The sequence below is a fragment of the Pseudarthrobacter equi genome, assembly GCF_900105535.1.
GTDB lineage: Bacteria > Actinomycetota > Actinomycetes > Actinomycetales > Micrococcaceae > Arthrobacter > Arthrobacter equi.
The window spans coordinates 1478173-1494511 of record NZ_LT629779.1 but is presented as its reverse complement, the minus strand read 5'-3'; the positions used below and the strand labels follow the sequence as shown (position 1 = coordinate 1494511).

12 protein-coding genes and 2 rRNA genes are annotated in these 16339 nt (G+C 64.3%); 5 read left to right on the top strand and 9 right to left on the bottom strand.

Annotated features, from left to right (window positions below):
• Nucleotides 1-95: 95 nt before the first annotated feature.
• The 4 genes from BLT71_RS06820 to BLT71_RS06805 form a co-directional block, all read right to left on the bottom strand.
• A complete protein-coding gene (locus BLT71_RS06820; protein WP_091718704.1) occupies nucleotides 96-1601 on the bottom strand; it encodes an MFS transporter in 1506 nt (501 codons plus the stop codon).
• Between the two features lie 292 nt (nucleotides 1602-1893).
• Nucleotides 1894-2157, bottom strand: coding sequence for a hypothetical protein (locus BLT71_RS06815; RefSeq protein ID WP_091723872.1), 264 nt, complete (start codon nucleotides 2155-2157; stop codon nucleotides 1894-1896).
• Nucleotides 2158-2433: 276 nt separating this feature from the next.
• Nucleotides 2434-2754, bottom strand: a complete 321-nt coding sequence (locus tag BLT71_RS06810) for a GYD domain-containing protein (RefSeq protein ID WP_056078483.1) — start codon at nucleotides 2752-2754, stop codon at nucleotides 2434-2436.
• A gap of 74 nt (nucleotides 2755-2828) precedes the next feature.
• Nucleotides 2829-4463 (bottom strand): serine hydrolase, encoded by a 1635-nt coding sequence (locus tag BLT71_RS06805; RefSeq protein ID WP_091718702.1) that lies wholly within the window; start codon nucleotides 4461-4463, stop codon nucleotides 2829-2831.
• A 280-nt stretch (nucleotides 4464-4743) separates the two neighbouring features.
• Between BLT71_RS06805 and BLT71_RS06800 the strand changes: the two genes are divergently transcribed.
• The 3 genes from BLT71_RS06800 to BLT71_RS06790 all read left to right on the top strand — a co-directional run bounded on the left by BLT71_RS06800 (nucleotide 4744) and on the right by BLT71_RS06790 (nucleotide 7326).
• Complete coding sequence (locus BLT71_RS06800; RefSeq protein WP_091718700.1) at nucleotides 4744-5442, top strand: DUF2306 domain-containing protein; 699 nt, start codon at nucleotides 4744-4746, stop codon at nucleotides 5440-5442.
• A 110-nt stretch (nucleotides 5443-5552) separates the two neighbouring features.
• Complete coding sequence (locus BLT71_RS06795) at nucleotides 5553-6020, top strand: hypothetical protein (RefSeq protein WP_056078493.1); 468 nt, start codon at nucleotides 5553-5555, stop codon at nucleotides 6018-6020.
• 76 nt (nucleotides 6021-6096) lie between these two features.
• Nucleotides 6097-7326, top strand: a complete 1230-nt coding sequence (locus BLT71_RS06790; protein ID WP_091718698.1) for an amidohydrolase family protein — start codon at nucleotides 6097-6099, stop codon at nucleotides 7324-7326.
• Between the two features lie 39 nt (nucleotides 7327-7365).
• On the opposite strand, the gene BLT71_RS06785 is transcribed toward BLT71_RS06790, so the two are convergent.
• Both BLT71_RS06785 and BLT71_RS06780 read right to left on the bottom strand, forming a co-directional pair.
• Nucleotides 7366-8169: a hypothetical protein gene (locus BLT71_RS06785; RefSeq protein ID WP_157693433.1), complete on the bottom strand. Its 804-nt coding sequence runs from the start codon at nucleotides 8167-8169 to the stop codon at nucleotides 7366-7368.
• 123 nt (nucleotides 8170-8292) lie between these two features.
• Nucleotides 8293-10350 (bottom strand): glycosyl hydrolase family 28 protein, encoded by a 2058-nt coding sequence (locus tag BLT71_RS06780; protein ID WP_091718695.1) that lies wholly within the window; start codon nucleotides 10348-10350, stop codon nucleotides 8293-8295.
• Between the two features lie 483 nt (nucleotides 10351-10833).
• Here BLT71_RS06780 and BLT71_RS06775 point away from each other — a divergent pair, with 483 nt between their 5' ends.
• Together BLT71_RS06775 and BLT71_RS06770 are read left to right on the top strand one after the other, a co-directional pair.
• Nucleotides 10834-11277: a hypothetical protein gene (locus BLT71_RS06775; RefSeq protein ID WP_056078505.1), complete on the top strand. Its 444-nt coding sequence runs from the start codon at nucleotides 10834-10836 to the stop codon at nucleotides 11275-11277.
• A gap of 36 nt (nucleotides 11278-11313) precedes the next feature.
• A complete protein-coding gene (locus BLT71_RS06770) occupies nucleotides 11314-11580 on the top strand; it encodes a hypothetical protein (protein ID WP_091718693.1) in 267 nt (88 codons plus the stop codon).
• A gap of 79 nt (nucleotides 11581-11659) precedes the next feature.
• On the opposite strand, the gene BLT71_RS06765 is transcribed toward BLT71_RS06770, so the two are convergent.
• The 3 genes from BLT71_RS06765 to BLT71_RS06755 form a co-directional block, all read right to left on the bottom strand.
• On the bottom strand, nucleotides 11660-12556 hold the full coding sequence (locus tag BLT71_RS06765; protein WP_091718691.1) for a diacylglycerol/lipid kinase family protein: 897 nt from the start codon (nucleotides 12554-12556) through the stop codon (nucleotides 11660-11662).
• Between the two features lie 128 nt (nucleotides 12557-12684).
• Nucleotides 12685-12801 (bottom strand): 5S ribosomal RNA (gene rrf / locus BLT71_RS06760).
• A gap of 157 nt (nucleotides 12802-12958) precedes the next feature.
• A 23S ribosomal RNA gene (locus BLT71_RS06755) occupies nucleotides 12959-16086 on the bottom strand.
• Nucleotides 16087-16339: the final 253 nt, after the last annotated feature.

Sequence of the window (16339 nt, the reverse complement as noted above, 5' to 3'; positions counted from 1 at the left end):
GAGGGGACGGAGCCTTCGCGGCGTAGAGCACCGCCGCCCGCACTCAAACCACGACGGCGGCACCCAAGCCAAGCGCCGCCGTCGTGCGTCCTTCCCTACATGACCGTGGGCTTCCGGTTGTGCGACGCCCGCGCGGCCGCGAAGCTTTCCTCGAACGGCAGCGAGTCCAGGTCCAGCAGCGGGTTGTTGTCCTGGGTCTCCACCAGTGTCCGCGCCTCCTCCTGCGAGTCCACGCTGGGCATGGACCCGGGCAGGTGCCGGCCGGCCGATTCGGGCAGGAAGTAGATGGCCACGGCGGCGATCACGGCCACGCCCATGAGGTAGTAGGCGATCGCCATGTCGTCGGCCGTCAGCTCAATGAGGGACGCAATGATGAACGGGGCCGTCCCGCCGAAGATGGCCACCGCCAGGTTGTAGGCGATGCCCATGGCGGAGTACCGGTGCTCGGTGGGGAACAGCGCCGGCAGCGCCGAGGCGAGGTTCGGCACCGAGAACGCCACCGGGAAGGCAATCAGCGCCAGGCCCAGCAGCGTCATGGGGATGCTGCCCGCCGCGATGGCCAGGAACGCGGGAACCGCGAACACCACGGTGCTGCCGGCCCCGATCCACAGCACGGGTCGCCGGCCGATCCTGTCCGAAAGCCGCCCGGTGAACGGGATGCACAGCGCCATCGCCACCAGCACGGGGATGGTCAGCAGCGTGCCCTGGACCTCGTCGTACCCCTTGTTACTGGTCAGGTAGGTGGGCATGTAGGACGTGAGCGCGTAGGCCACCGTGTTGGCGGCGGCCGCCAGGATCATGGCCAGCAGGATGGGCCGCCAGTGCGCCTTCAGGATCCCGAGCGGGCCCACCGCACGGAGCTCCTCCCCCGTTTCCGGGTGCGTGGCGGCCACCGCTTCGGCCTCCATGGTGGCCTTGAACGCGGCCGATTCCTCGATCTTCATCCGGAAATACACGGCCACAGCGCCCAGCGGGCCGGCCACCAGGAACGGCAGCCGCCAGCCCCACGCCTCCATCTGCTCCTGCCCCAGCACCAATTGCAGGATGGACACCACCAGCCCGCCCACCGCGAACCCGAGGTAGCTGCCCATGTCCAGGAAGCTGACGTAGAAGCCGCGGCGCCGGTCCGGGGCGTGCTCGCACACGAACGTGGTGGCCCCCGAGTGCTCGCCGCCGGTGGAAAAGCCCTGCACCAGCTTGAGCACCACCAGCAACACCGCCGCCCAGATGCCCAACACCGTATAGCCGGGCAGCAGCCCGACGGCGAACGTGGCGGCGGCCATCAGCATCAGCGTCATGGCCAACACCTTCTGCCGGCCGATCTTGTCCCCCAGCCAGCCGAAGAAGATCCCGCCCACAGGCCGGGCGATGAACGTGGCGCCGAAGGTTCCCAGCAGGAACAGGTTCTGCACCGCCCGGTCCGCCTCGGGCAGGAACACCGGGCCCATGGTGGTGATGAGGTAGCCGAACACGCCCACGTCGTACCACTCCATCGTGTTGCCCACGATGGTGCCGCCGAGCGCTTTCTTGAGCGTGCGCTGGTTCACCACGTTGACGTCCGAAACCTTCAACCGCCGCTGCTGCCCGTTGTGCTCTGCCATCGCCCGCTCACCGCCGCATCGCTCGCCAGCTGGGCACGCGCCGGGCGTTCGTCCGGCTCATCCGTCCCCCAGCAGCCCAACTCCCCCGATCATCCCGCCGCGGGGCGTGGTGTGGCAACCACGAAAATTCTCGTCATCCGGCCGGCGCAACACACCGCGCCCGAACCCTTGGTGCAGGGCCAGGCTGTGCGCACTTGCCGGGGACGCAAAAGGAGGCCGACGGCGATACCCAGTATCGCCGTCGGCCTCCTTTTCGCGCCGCCTGGCGCCAAGCACCAAAGGCGCTGGGACCCTAGGCCGCCGCAGGAAGCGTGACGTAGCTGCCCTCTACGGTTCCGGCGGAAACCGTGGGAGTGCCGCCCACCGTGACGTAGCTGCCACGCGTGACGGGACGCAGGCTGCCGACGGCGGTGACGTAGGTGCCCGCCACGGGGGCCACGGCGCTGCCGGCGAGAAGGGTGACGTAGCTGCCGCCGCGGGGTGCGGTGTCAGCGACGCGATCAGCGGTGGTGCGGGTGGATTCGGTGGTTGCGGGGCGTTCAGCCAGCAAAGTCATGGGTTCTCCTTGGAGGATCAGGATGGTGGGCCATTCCGGTTCCAAGTACTGCTCAAGCGGGAGGACGCGTTGCGGATTATGGCGCTTGCCCTGCCGGCCCGGGAATGTTCACCGGTGCGGTACTCGAGGGCTTCGGTGGCCTATACCCAAGTCTACGGTCTTATTTTGAGCTGCTCAAAATAAAGTGTGGAGACTCACGCCAAGCATCCAGGCACCCAGCGGCGGGCCGCCGTCGTCCATCACGACGGCGGCCGCCGGCATTGGTGGGTAACCCGCCTACTGCCCGGGCGCCCGGTAGGACGGCGTCTTCTTGGCGGCCTCGTCGAGGTCCTCCACTGTGAGCAGCGGCTTAAGGCGGACGTTGACGTTTCCTGACGAATTGATGAGCAGCGACAATGCGGCGGCACTGGCATCATCCGGCACTTCGAAAACGCCCAGTACGTCGTAGTAGCCGAACGCGTAGTAGAAGCTTTCCAGTGTTCCGCCCACGGACTTCAGGGCCTCCGTCAGCGCATCGCGCCGCGCGGTTCCGCCCTCCTGCATGAGCCCCTTGATGCCTTGGCCCATATACGTCGCTTCAAAAAGATACTTCGGCATGGTTCTTTCCTTCCTTCGTTGTGTTTCATCTGGCGCTCTTTTACGTAGCGGTGGCAGCGTGCCGGCGTCGGAAATTACCGCCCGCCCTTGGTGAAGGTTCCCAGCCCGGTCCTGTCGTAGAAGTCCAGGGTGAGCTGCGGCGACGAGCCCCGGCGCGGCTCCGCAAAGAGTGCGCCGGCCAGGCCGTTGCCGTTCTCGCCGATGCTCTCGAAGCTGAAGGTGTCGCCGTCGAAGTGGGTGAGGGCGAACGTCGTCTGCCTGTCCTCCGGCCCCATCCTCATGGCGAGCCCGCCGCCCTCTTCGAAGACCACCAAAGGGCCGTAATACGGATTGTCATACGTGCCGGTGTACCGGCGGTTGGGTCCGGCCGGGGCGGGGTTGGCCGGGACCTTCGCGTAATCGACCTCAGGTTTGTCCGCCTCGTCCTGCTGCCGGAAAATACCGGCGATGAAGGGCAGCCAGTCCACCGTGGGCGTGCCGTTTTGCGCCGTGTCCATGAAGTCCGCGTTGATGGCCTCCGCGATCCCCTGCGGGCGGCCGTTGGTCAGGCATACGATGGCCAGCTGTTCGCCCGGCAGCATGGACACGGCGGTGGCCGCGCCCAGGTTGAAGGCCCCCGAGTGGCCCAGCTGGACCCGGCCCTCATCGTCGTACGAGACATTCCAGCCCAGCCCGTAAAACCGTGACCGGGCCGCGGGCGCCGAGGCCGGCCCGGAGACCGAGTGCGGAACATGGGTGGTTTGGAGGGCCGCGGCGTCGATCACCGGTTCGCCGCCGTAGGTGCCGTTGCCCAGCTGCAGCCGGAGCCACTGGGCCAGGTCCCGCACAGAGGAACTGGCGCCGCCGGCCGGTGCTTCGGCGTCGGGGTCGCGGCGGTACTTCGCCGCCCACTGCCTGTCCCCCACCGGCACATGCAGCACCGCGCGGTCGGCGGCCTTCTCGTAATCAGCCAGGCGGTAGCTGGACGAGGCCATGCCCAGTTTGCGGAACAGTATCCCGTCAGCCAGGTCTTCCCAGGAGCTGCCCATGGCATCGGCCGCCGCCTGCCCGCCTTCGGTGTAGCCGAAATTGCTGTAGTGGTAGCTGGAGCGGAACGCATTTAGGGGCTGCTGGTGGAGGTGGGACAGGATGTAGTCCCGGCCGAAACCGAGGTCCTCCAGCAGGTCACCCGCGCCGGTTTGGAGTCCGCTGCGGTGCGAGAGCAGGTCGGCGAAGGTGGCATTGCGGGTGACATATCCGTCGTTGAGCTCGAAGTCCCTGTTGTACTTGACCACGGGGTCCGTCCAGGCGATGACCTGCTGCCCCACCACTCCGGCGATCACGGTGGAGGCCAGGGGTTTGGATACCGACGCCACTTGGAACACCGTGTCCGGCGTAACGCCCCCCGGCTTGCCCGCCTCCCGCACGCCGAAGCCCTTCGAGTACAGCACCTCGTCCTGATAGACGACGGCGACAGCCAATCCCGGAAGCCCCGTCCGGTCCAGCGCGTCCCCGGCAAATCCGTCCAGCCGGGCCAGGGCACGGTCCACCTTGGCCCGGTCCAGCAGCGGCGGGACGAAGGCGGGCGGCGCGGGCAGCAGCGCGGACGGCACCGCCGATGCCGGCTGCCGCGGCAGACGTCCGGCGGCCAGGAGCGGCATCCCGGCAACGCCAACCCCGGCTGTCCTCAGGAGCGTGCGGCGGGTGGGAAAAACAGAACCACTGGTCATGGCGAATCCTTGATCCTCAGGCGGTGAGCACTTTCAGAAGGCCCCAGCCGTCCCGCGCCTTAATAGTGGACCCGGTGCCCGGGCCCTGCAAAGGGGTCACCGGCGTCTCGGTGCCCGTTTCCTGCCTATCGCCAACCGGAACCTGGTGCAGTACGTTGGGCGTGTACCGTGCGAACCGGGTGCTGCTGGGCGCCGCTCTTCCGGTAACCCAACGCCTGAAGTCCGCCCGCAGCAACGGCGAACAAGCAAAGGCACAGCCCAGCCACAGGGAAGCCGCCCCATGAACCTCGCCACCATTACCCGCACCCGCCGCCCCCACCCCCGGGCCCGGTGGCTGGTCCCCGCCGCCCTGATCCTGCTCAGCCTGGTCCCCGTCCTGGCCGGATCACTCCGCCTGGCCGAACTCTCGGCCGGCCAGGTCACCCCGGGCAACGCCCGGTTCTTCGATTCGCCGGTCCCCGTCCTGATCCACATCCCCGCCGTCACCGTGTACCTGGTGCTCGGCGCGTTCCAGTTCGTTGCGCCGCTCCGGCGGGGCAGGCACGGCAGGGCCAGCTGGCACAAGATCGCCGGCCGCATCCTCGCCCCCACCGGCTTGCTGGCAGCGTTGTCCGGCTTGTGGATGGCCGTCTTCTATGACCTGCCGCCCCTGGACGGGCCCCTGCTGCTGGCCCTCCGGCTGGTGTTCGGCTCCGCGATGGTGGCGTTCATTGTCCTGGGGTTCATTGCAGTGCGGCGCCGGAACTACGTCCGGCACTCGGAGTGGATGTCCCGGGCGTACGCCATCGGCATCGCCCAGGGCACCATCGTTGTGGTCACCCTCCCCTGGATTGCCCTGGTGGGGCCGGTGACCGAGCTCTCGCGTGCCCTCCTGATCGGCGCGTCCTGGCTGCTCAGCCTGGCGGTGGCGGAATACTTCATCCACCGGCGGGCGCAGGCAACGGCGGGAAAGCCCCGCGCTGCCGTCCAACCGGCCTAGCCGGACTCTCGCCGGAACGAACCCGGCACACGACGCCTTCGCAGCCCCACGAGGCCCACCCGTTGCGGAAGGCTTACCCTGCCGCGTCAAAATGGGCGCATAGTTAGAGGATGACAGGCCCATATACCCGCGGTGACTCTTACAGCAGCGAGGCTTCCCGGAAACAAATCAGGTTGGCGCTGGAAAAGTACGGTGCAACGGACATCACCTTCGGACAGCGGGGAACCATGGGCGCGCTCGCTTTCAAGGGTGACGGCCGGCAGTTCCGGATCGTCATGCCCTTGCTGCAGTCCGAAGGGCCTATGGCGGTCCGCGGGGACATTGCGGACAGCCGGCTCCACGAAGCCAACGCGAAAGTCCTGGAACGGCTCAACCGTAAATCCTGGCACGCGCTGGCTTCGGCGATCGACGCAAAGCTCGGAGCGGCCTCGGCGGGCATCGCATCCCTTGAATCGGAATTCCTGGCCCATGTGGTCCTTCCCGGAAACCAGACGGTCCTTGACGAGCTCGAACCCTTGATCGACTCTGCCTACCGCTCCGGCCAGCGCCCGTCGTTCGGCTACCCGGCCCTGCCGTAAGCTCCCCATAGCCCCATTAGCCGCCGGCCCGGACGGCGTGCCGGACCCACCGCTCTGCAACCACAGGACTTCACCCATGCCTTTGACGCTCCGCAACGTCCGCCCTTGGGGCGGGGACCCCGCCGACGTGACGCTCGACGGCGGCGCGGTCACCGCCGTTGTACCCGCCGCCCAGGAGGGAGCTGCTTCGGCGGGCGGCGGCACTGAGCCGGGTGCCGGCGTCGTGGACGGGCGCGGCCGGATCCTGTTGCCGTCCTTCTCCGACGTCCATGTCCATCTGGACTCCACCCGGCTGGGACTGCCGTTCCGCCCGCACACCGGCTCCCCGGGCGTCTGGAACATGATGCTCAACGACCGGAACAACTGGCGGGACGCGGAAGCCTCCATCACCGAACGGGCCACGCACGCCCTGGGCGCGATGATTGAACGCGGCACCACGCGCGTGCGCAGCTACGCGCAGGTGGATGCCGACGCCGGGCTAGAGCGTTTCGAGGCCGTCCTCGTTGCGCGTGAAACCCACCGGGACCGGGCGGACGTTGCGGTGATCGCGTTCCCGCAGGCGGGCCTGCTGCGGGAAGCCGGCAGCGCCGAGGTGCTCGAGGAAGCCCTCCGGCTCGGCGCCGACGTGGTGGGCGGGATCGACCCCTGTGCCCTGGACCGGGACCCCGTGAAGCATCTGGATATCGTGTTCGGCTTCGCCGAAAAGTACAGCCGGCCGGTGGACATCCACCTGCACGAGCCCGGCCAGCTGGGGCTGTTCAGCATCGAACTGATCCTGGAGCGCACCCGCGCGCTGGGCATGCAGGGGCTGGTGACCATCTCGCACGCCTTCGCCCTCGCGGATCTGCCCGACGGCCAGCTGGATGGGCTCCTGGCGGAGATGGCGGAGCTGGATGTTTCCGTGGCCACCGTTGCTCCGGCAACACCGCTGCCGCTGGAAAAGCTCACCGCCGCCGGCATCCGGGTGGGCCTCGGCGAGGACGGCCAGCGCGACTACTGGTCCCCGTACGGCAACGCTGACATGCTGGACCGCACCTGGCAGCTGGCGTTCACCAACAGGTTCCGGGCGGACGAACTGATCGAGCATTGCGTGGCCGTGGCCACCGTGGGCGGCGCCAGCGTGATCGATCCCGCGGCGCAGCGGCTTTCGTCGCTGGCGGACCGGCCCGGGCTGGCGGTGGGCGACCCCGCCGAATTGGTCCTCGTGGAGGGCGACACCGTGGCGGCAGCAGTGATGGACAAGCTTCCCGGCCGCACCGTGATCCACCGCGGCGGAGTGGTGGCTGACGGGCTGCAGCTGGTCTGAGCCCGGGCCGGTCTCGCGGGAAGCGTCGGTCTCCGCCGGTCAGGGCTGCCCGGCGGGCACCAGGCGGTAGGCGTACCTGCCGTCAATGCCCTCGAGCGGGCTCATGTAGATGTCCGCTCCCTTACTGGGCAGCAGCAGGGGCATCCTGACGGCCTGCCCGTCGCAGGGGACGCGGACTGGTGCGAGCACTTCCGCCCCGGCCGCTGTGGACACAGACAGCTCGGCAAAGTTCGGTCCGACGCAGAGGAAGTCCAGGTGGTACTGGCCCGGGTCTGCCATCAACGTCGTTCCGGTGCGCGCGTTTCCGCTGCTGGCCCCGCGCAGCTCCCCGGGCACCGGCGGCTGCAACTGCTCCCCAGACCAATCCGAAAAGTCCTCGAGTGCCGACGCCCTGGGATCCTGGTTGCGCTGGACAGAGACGCCCGTCGCTGCCGGTTTGCCTTCCGGTGGAACCGCACTGATGGTGAGGGGTCCGCCGTCGTGCCTGAAGAATTTGTCCAGCGTGTCCTTGCATTCGAAGTACGCCGCTTCCGGCACGCCATCCTCCCGGGTGACGGTGAGCTTCGCCCCGTACACGCCGGCACAGGCTCCGGTGATGGTGTAGTCCCCCGGGCCCAGGGCGAGGACCAGCTTCCCGGCGGGCTCAGCGTCCGATGGCATCCCGGCGTCGGTGGGGGCAGCCTTGAGCTTCCTGGCGACTTCTTCCACGTTCTGCTCGAAGGATGCGGGTGGTGGGGTCTCAAGCCGGGTCGTCGCCGGCGAGGAGGCTGCCGCGGCCGGCTCCTCCGGGCCCGTGTATTCGCAGCCGGCGAGTACCACCGCCGCAAAGGCTGCTAGAAACATTAACCCCGTTCGCCGGGCCGGCATCCCCCCAGAAGCTGACATGTTCCGAGTCTAGGGCCTCCCCCAACGCGGACGGCGGCACCCAGGCCGGGTGCCGCCGTCGTACGCTCTGCCGGAGAGCTCCTAGCCGGCCGGAAGCGCCGCGGGCGCGGGCGATACGTCCGCGAACGAGTTGCCGGTGGAGTACTGGTCGAACCGCCAGGGGTTGGCGTTGTTCCGGACGCTCTGGAAGGTCACGCCGTCGAACACCGAATTGGTGAGGCCCTTGATGTTGGCGGGGTTGACGTTCCGGAATACCACGTCCTGGAAGGTGAAGTTGCTGAGCGTGGCAGTGCCTTCGCCGAGAGCGGGTCCGGCCTGGATGTCGATGACCGGTTTGCTGTCGGAGACGGCCATGCCGCAGCTGGGCGAGTTGTTGCCGTCCACTGACACGTTGCGGACCACCACGTCCTTGAAGGTGGCCGAATCCGCGGCGACGTACCCGCTGGGTGACTGGTTGTAGCTGAGCGTCATGATGAACGCGCTGCTGCCCATGCAGGCCATGGCGGTGTCCCGGAAGAGGAAGTTCCGCCCGCCGCCGGCCATGTCCGAGGTGCTCTTCATCCGCAGCCCGCCGGTCTCCACCTTGTACATCACGTTGTCCTCGGCCAGCACGCGCTGCACCCAGGCCGCCGTGTTGGAGCCCACCGCGATGCCGCCGTGGCCCATCCGCATGTAGTTGTTGAAGATCCAGACGTCCTCGCTCGGCCTGCCCTGTGCGCCGTACTTGCCCTGGCCGGCGGCGAAGTTGACCTGGTCGTCGCCGGTGTCGAAGAAGTTGTTGAGCACGATTCCGTTGCTGGTTCCGCCGAACTCCAGCCCGTCGCCGTTGTTGGTGTTGTAGGTGGTGTGCCGCATGCCGTTGACAGTGGTGTTCTCGCTGTCCACGATCATCACGCCGTGGAACGCGGGATTGTCCGCCGTGACGCCCTCCAGGTACAGGTTGTCGACGCCCATGAATGTCATCAGGCTGGAACGGTACTGGCCGTACAGCACGGAATCCTCGAATGTGTCCGGCCTGTTGACGATGCCGGTCAGGGCGTCCGGGTTGGCCTTGGCGTTGCGGAACTGGTTGGCCGCGAGCAGCCCGTCCTCCAGCACCTTGCCGGCGCTGCTGGCCACGTACTGTGGCAGCTCGTTGCCCGCCTCATCTGTTACTGTTCCGGTGCTGGTGCGCTTCCAGCCGTTGCCGTCCACCACGCCCTTGCCGGTGATCCGGACGTTGCTGGCCACCGCGCCGGGTTCACGCCCTTCCTTGGACCGGCCGTTGTCCCCGGGGAGGACGTTAAGGAGCGACGGCGGCCGCAGGTAGTTCCGGTATTCGGCCTCCGTGGGCAGCGGCTCCGGCACGGGATAGAGGTAGTAGCCCTTCTCCAGCGGGTAGTCCTCTGGCTGGTCCGAGCCCAGCAGCCGGGCGCCCTCCTGCAGTTCCACCGTCATGTTGGAGTGCAGGAACAGCGCGCCCGTCCGGAAGGTGCCCTGGGGTACGACGACGGTGCAGCCGGGGGTGCGGCAGGTATCGATCGCTTTTTGGATGGCAGCCGTGTCCAGGGTGGTGCCGTCGCCTTTGGCTTTGTAGGCGGGTGCGGTGACCACGTTGGTGTGCCGCTTGGGAGTGGTGGTCACCGTGATGGTGCCGCTCGCCGGGGTTTCGCTGCCGTCCGCCCGGATCCCGGTCACGCTGAAGGTGTGCTTGGTGCGCGGGGACAGGCCTGTGACTGTGAAGTTGTGGGCCACGGTTTTGGCGTGGAAGCCGTCCGTATCCCTGGCCCGGAAAGCATCCACATATTCCTGCGCCGGCGAGAACTGCCGGGCATTCTCCTCCGCCGTGCCGATCGGTGCGCCGTTCTGGTAGACCCGGTAATCCACCACGTCGCCGTACACGTCCGGCTTGTTCCAGACCAGCAGGGTGCTGGTGTCATCCGTGGCGGCGGCCGGGACGCAGAGGTTCTGGGGTGCCTGGGCGGTGCCCGCCTCGAGGCGGGTGCTGGAGCTGGAGCACGCCGGGGAATCCTGGCTTCCCGGCGGCGCTGCCGAGCTCGGGGCGGCGATGGCGGTCAGGGATGTGAGACCGATCAGGACTGTGGCGGCGGCGCCTGCAAGGCGGTGGTTAGGCTTCCGTGGGGTTCTGGCAACCTGCATGTCATCCTTTCCGGGGCACGACAATGAGCCCCGAAGTGAGTAGAGGTATTCGGTGAGACCTTCGCAAAATGGGCACTGCGCCGGTGCCTGAGAAAACGCTTTCTGAGATCGAGCATATGTTGCTGTCCGCGGCCCGGTCAAGGGTGGCAATGGCAGGGGTTACTGCGCTGCCGCGGCCGTGCCCAAACGGCTGCGCGCAATTGAGCGTAGACTGCAAATACGTCGGGACGTCGTGACTGGACATCCGATTCTCCGATCAATGAGCCCAACTCTCCTGCAGCCCCATCGCTGCTCACCAACCCGGCCCAGCATCATCCGGACACCGGCACGGCGGCGAATTGGGACAACGAGGACGGCCACGTTCAATCACCGGGCCTGTTTCCCTCCCCGCAGCGGCCCGGTTCCGGGCCCTGCCCTCCAGTCACAGCCGTTCCACGTACCCACGGGTCCGACGGTGCATTCCAGGAACGAAGGCCAAGCGCCATGACCACCACCATCCACACCTCTCCCGTGCGCGCTGATGCAGCACTCACGCTCAGCGGGGTTCTCGCATCCGCACTCCCGCACGACCTGCACACCGCACAGGGCCCAACCCGCTACACGGTCCCGGCAGTGTTCTCCCGGCGGCCCCAGCCACGGGAAATCGACCTCCTGCGCGGAAGCGGTGTGCGGCAGGAGCTCGCGGACGCGGGCTACAGCCATATTGACCTCTCCGTCTCCGACCGCCGGCTCCTGATCGGCAACACCAACCTTGCGGAGCTCAAATCGGGCCTGGCTCATTTGGTGGGAAACATCCTGGCCGGTGTGTCCGCCCAAGCCTCCAAGGAACGCCAGGACCGGACCGAGGAGTTGGATGCCCTGGGCATGGTCGAGGAACAGCGCCTCGAGTTCCTCCGCCAGGCTGCCGCCGAAATCCACTTCGACTGAATTTTCTCCCCAGGTATCCAAACCGAAAGGCACTCCATGACAGAATCGCCCCTCCGAGACCAGTGGCACCGGCTTCCCTCGACAGTGACCGACTGGCTGTTCGACAACCCAGGCTGCGTGATCATTCCACGGACTCTGTCCGCGGAGATCAGCGCGGCCCTGGATCAACCACTCACCTGGGACGTCCACGGGGAAACCAGCCTCAGCGAGGAAGACGTGGAATTCATCCGTATGAAGGCACACGAAAACAGCGACGGGAAGCCGGACACCGGTTACACGTTCTTCGACTCGGTGCAGCCCTGACGTTGTGAAAGGCAGCCGGCGCCTCGGCGTCGGCTGCCCGGGCACCTGGTGCACTTGGCCCAACAACGGAGTTGGGCGGTCAAATGGTGGCGAGGGCTTCATGGGCGCTCTCCACCAGGACATGCGTTCCTGCCTGGACGTGCACCACTTCACCATCAATCTGGCACGGCGCAGCGTCCCGCATGGTGAACGCATACGTGCTGACGCTCGGCTGCCGCCCCAGTCCCAGCGTGACCGCGCGGAGTGTCATCAGCGCCATCTTCCAGCGCCCGGCGTGTGGCAGCGTCACCACTTCGAAACGCCCGTCATCCGGCTGATCGGACTCACTGACCGTTCCGTACTTCGCCATCCGGGAGATGTTGGCCAGGATCAGGCTGTCGAACCGGGCGGTGGCCCCGTCCGCGCGGACCAGTTCAAAAGGCATGAGCTTGGACAACGTCCGCGCCACGGAGACGAGTTCCAGGACCTTCCCCTTTCCGCCCTTTTCGATCCCCACCGCCATCAGCGGCGTGAGCCCGAACCCCACGTAGGAGTGGGCGTACCGGACCTCCTCGCGGTCTCCGTCCCGGAACGTGATCCGGAGCAGGTCGATGCGGCGGACGCTCGACTCCCGGATCGCCTGCGTAAGCGACTGATCCGGCAGGCTTCGGTGATGATCGTTGGCGTTACCCGCCGGCTGCACGGCACACACCGCTTTGCTGCCGGCGACGTCCATGACGCCATTCACCACCTCGTTGTAGCCACCGTCACCGCTGACGGACACCATCAGCGGCGTGCCCCACCCTGCTTCGGTCCGGGCGAGCTCGCGGGCGTGCCCGGCATGGATGGTGGGCAGCGCACTGATGGGAAGCGACGGAAACTCCCGGTTGAGACTGCTTTGAAGGGTTTCGATCCTGGCGCCCATGCCGGGCTTCCCGGGATTGAAGATGAGGACCACGCGGTCAAAAGCAACGGCAGGCGCCGGATCCTCAGTCATAGCGTGACCAGCCCTTCCGTCGTGGTGCACATGTGGCTCCAGCCTAGTTGGCTGTTCCCGTATGAACCGGGTGGTGGTGGTTAAAGTGGTAGGGCCCTGACGTTGTGTCAGGGCCCTACTCAATGTTTGTCCGGCGGTGTCCTACTCTCCCACACCCTCCCGGGTGCAGTACCATCGGCGCTGTGGGTCTTAGCTTCCGGGTTCGGAATGGGACCGGGCGTTTCCCCCACGCTATGACCGCCGTAACCCTTCTACCCGTCACCAACCCCTTTTAGGGGGTGGTGTGGGAAATCTGGTGGTTACAACATGTGGTGTTGTATTCAGTTGTTTTGGTTCCGACAACAAAGGGTTGTTGGTTGGGAACCACATAGTGGACGCAAGCAGAGTTATGTATTTATCTGTGTGGTGTAAGTTGTTGGCCTATTAGTACCGGTCAGCTTCACGAGTCGTTAGTCCTCGCTTCCACATCCGGCCTATCAACCCAGTGGTCTGGCTGGGGGCCTCTCACACAATAAAGTGTATGGAAATCTCATCTCGAAGCGAGCTTCCCGCTTAGATGCTTTCAGCGGTTATCCCATCCGAACGTAGCTAATCAGCGGTGCACTTGGCAGTACAACTGACACACCAGAGGTTCGTCCGTCCCGGTCCTCTCGTACTAAGGACAGCCCTTCTCAAATTTCCTGCGCGCGCAGCGGATAGGGACCGAACTGTCTCACGACGTTCTAAACCCAGCTCGCGTACCGCTTTAATGGGCGAACAGCCCAACCCTTGGGACCTACTCCAGCCCCAGGATGCGACGAGCCGACATCGAGGTGCCAAACCATGCCGTCGATATGGACTCTTGGGCAAGATCAGCCTGTTATCCCCGAGGTACCTTTTATCCGTTGAGCGACGGCCATTCCACAATGTACCGCCGGATCACTAGTCCCGACTTTCGTCCCTGCTCGAGATGTCTCTCTCACAGTCAAGCTCCCTTGTGCACTTACACTCGACACCTGATTGCCAACCAGGCTGAGGGAACCTTTGGGCGCCTCCGTTACTTTTTAGGAGGCAACCGCCCCAGTTAAACTACCCATCAGGCACTGTCCCTGACCCGGATTACGGGCCGAAGTTAGATGTCCAAAGTGACCAGAGTGGTATTTCAACGATGACTCCACCCGAACTGGCGTCCGGGCTTCAACGTCTCCCACCTATCCTACACAAGCCACTCCGAACACCAATACCAAACTATAGTAAAGGTCTCGGGGTCTTTCCGTCCTGCTGCGCGTAACGAGCATCTTTACTCGTACTGCAATTTCGCCGAGTTTATGGTTGAGACAGCGGGGAAGTCGTTACTCCATTCGTGCAGGTCGGAACTTACCCGACAAGGAATTTCGCTACCTTAGGATGGTTATAGTTACCACCGCCGTTTACTGGGGCTTAAATTCTCAGCTTCGCCTTGCGGCTAACCGGTCCTCTTAACCTTCCAGCACCGGGCAGGAGTCAGTCCGTATACATCGTCTTGCGACTTCGCACGGACCTGTGTTTTTAGTAAACAGTCGCTTCCCCCTGGTCTCTGCGGCCCCGATCCCCTCCACACCGCAAGGGTGTATCAAGGTTGGGGCCCCCCTTCTCCCGAAGTTACGGGGGCATTTTGCCGAGTTCCTTAACCATAATTCTCTCGATCGCCTTAGTATTCTCTACCTGATCACCTGTGTCGGTTTGGGGTACGGGCGGCTAAAACCTCGCGTCGATGCTTTTCTCGGCAGCATAGGATCACCAAATCCCCCCAAACGGGGGTCCCATCAGATCTCAGGCATCATGAGTGGCGGATTTGCCTACCACTCACCCTACATCCTTAGACCGGGACAACCATCGCCCGGCTCGGCTACCTTCCTGCGTCACACCTGTTAATACGCTTGCCTCCCAGGATCAGGTCCTGCGCTCCACCAAAACCCTCACACCACAAGGGTGATCGGGCAGGTCTCGGGCAGTTAGTATCCCCTGTTCAACATGGGCGGTTTTTCGCCGGTACGGGAATATCAACCCGTTGTCCATCGACTACGCCTGTCGGCCTCGCCTTAGGTCCCGACTTACCCAGGGCAGATTAGCTTGACCCTGGAACCCTTGATCATTCGGCGGACGGGTTTCTCACCCGTCTTTCGCTACTCATGCCTGCATTCTCACTCGTGTAGGCTCCACCGCTGGTTTCCACCGCGACTTCACTGCCCACACGACGCTCCCCTACCCATCCAAACGCCTGAACCACAAGGGCTTAGCTAATATTTGAATGCCACAACTTCGGCGGTGTACTTGAGCCCCGCTACATTGTCGGCGCGGAATCACTTGACCAGTGAGCTATTACGCACTCTTTTAAGGGTGGCTGCTTCTAAGCCAACCTCCTGGTTGTCTTCGCAACTCCACATCCTTTCCCACTTAGCACACGCTTAGGGGCCTTAGTTGGTGGTCTGGGCTGTTTCCCTCTCGACTATGAAGCTTATCCCCCACAGTCTCACTGCTACGCTCTCACTTACCGGCATTCGGAGTTTGGCTGACGTCAGTAACCTTGTAGGGCCCATTAGCCATCCAGTAGCTCTACCTCCGGTAAGAAACACGCAACGCTGCACCTAAATGCATTTCGGGGAGAACCAGCTATCACGAAGTTTGATTGGCCTTTCACCCCTACCCACAGCTCATCCCCTCCATTTTCAACTGAAGTGGGTTCGGTCCTCCACGACGTCTTACCGTCGCTTCAACCTGGCCATGGGTAGATCACTTCGCTTCGGGTCTAGATCACGCCACTCAAACGCCCTATTCAGACTCGCTTTCGCTACGGCTGCCCCACACGGGTTAACCTCGCGACGTAACACTAACTCGCAGGCTCATTCTTCAAAAGGCACGCCGTCACAACTACTAAGGTTGCTCCGACGGATTGTAAGCACACGGTTTCAGGTACTGTTTCACTCCCCTCCCGGGGTACTTTTCACCTTTCCCTCACGGTACTGGTCCGCTATCGGTCATTAGGGAGTATTTAGGCTTATCAGGTGGTCCTGACAGATTCGCACGGGATTTCTCGGGCCCCGTACTACTTGGGATACATCAACAAGGCGGTGCAACGCATTACAGTTACGGGACTAACACCCTCTCTGGCCGGCCTTTCAAGACCGTTCACCTATACGCACACCCACACCCCGTCAGCCCGGCAGAACTGACACGTAATGTCCCACAACCCCGACCATGCAACGCCCGCCGGCTATCACACATGGAACGGTTTAGCCTGATCCGCGTTCGCTCGCCACTACTAACGGAATCACTATTGTTTTCTCTTCCTGCGGGTACTGAGATGTTTCACTTCCCCGCGTTCCCTCCACGCACCCTATGTGTTCAGATGCGGGTCACCAGGTAACTCGCGCTCCTGGCGGGGTTTCCCCATTCGGACACCCTGGGATCACAGTCCGGTTATCGACTCCCCCAGGCTTATCGCAGATTCCTACGTCCTTCTTCGGCTCCTAATGCCAAGGCATCCACCGTGTGCTCTTAAAAACTTGACCACAAAGATCAAAAACTAATTTCGAGAGAACCACGAAAACTGTCCCGCACACCCAAAGGCGCACGAACCAGATCCAGGTTCATTTATCTTGGAAATTGCTTCTTATACAAGATGCTCGCGTCCACTATGTAGTTCTCAAACAACAACCCCACACCACACACCCCACACACACAACACGTGCATGATCGGTGCAGCAGGGAAACCAGAAACAAACAAACCCACACCACCAACCCCCACAAAGGAGGATCACCAGC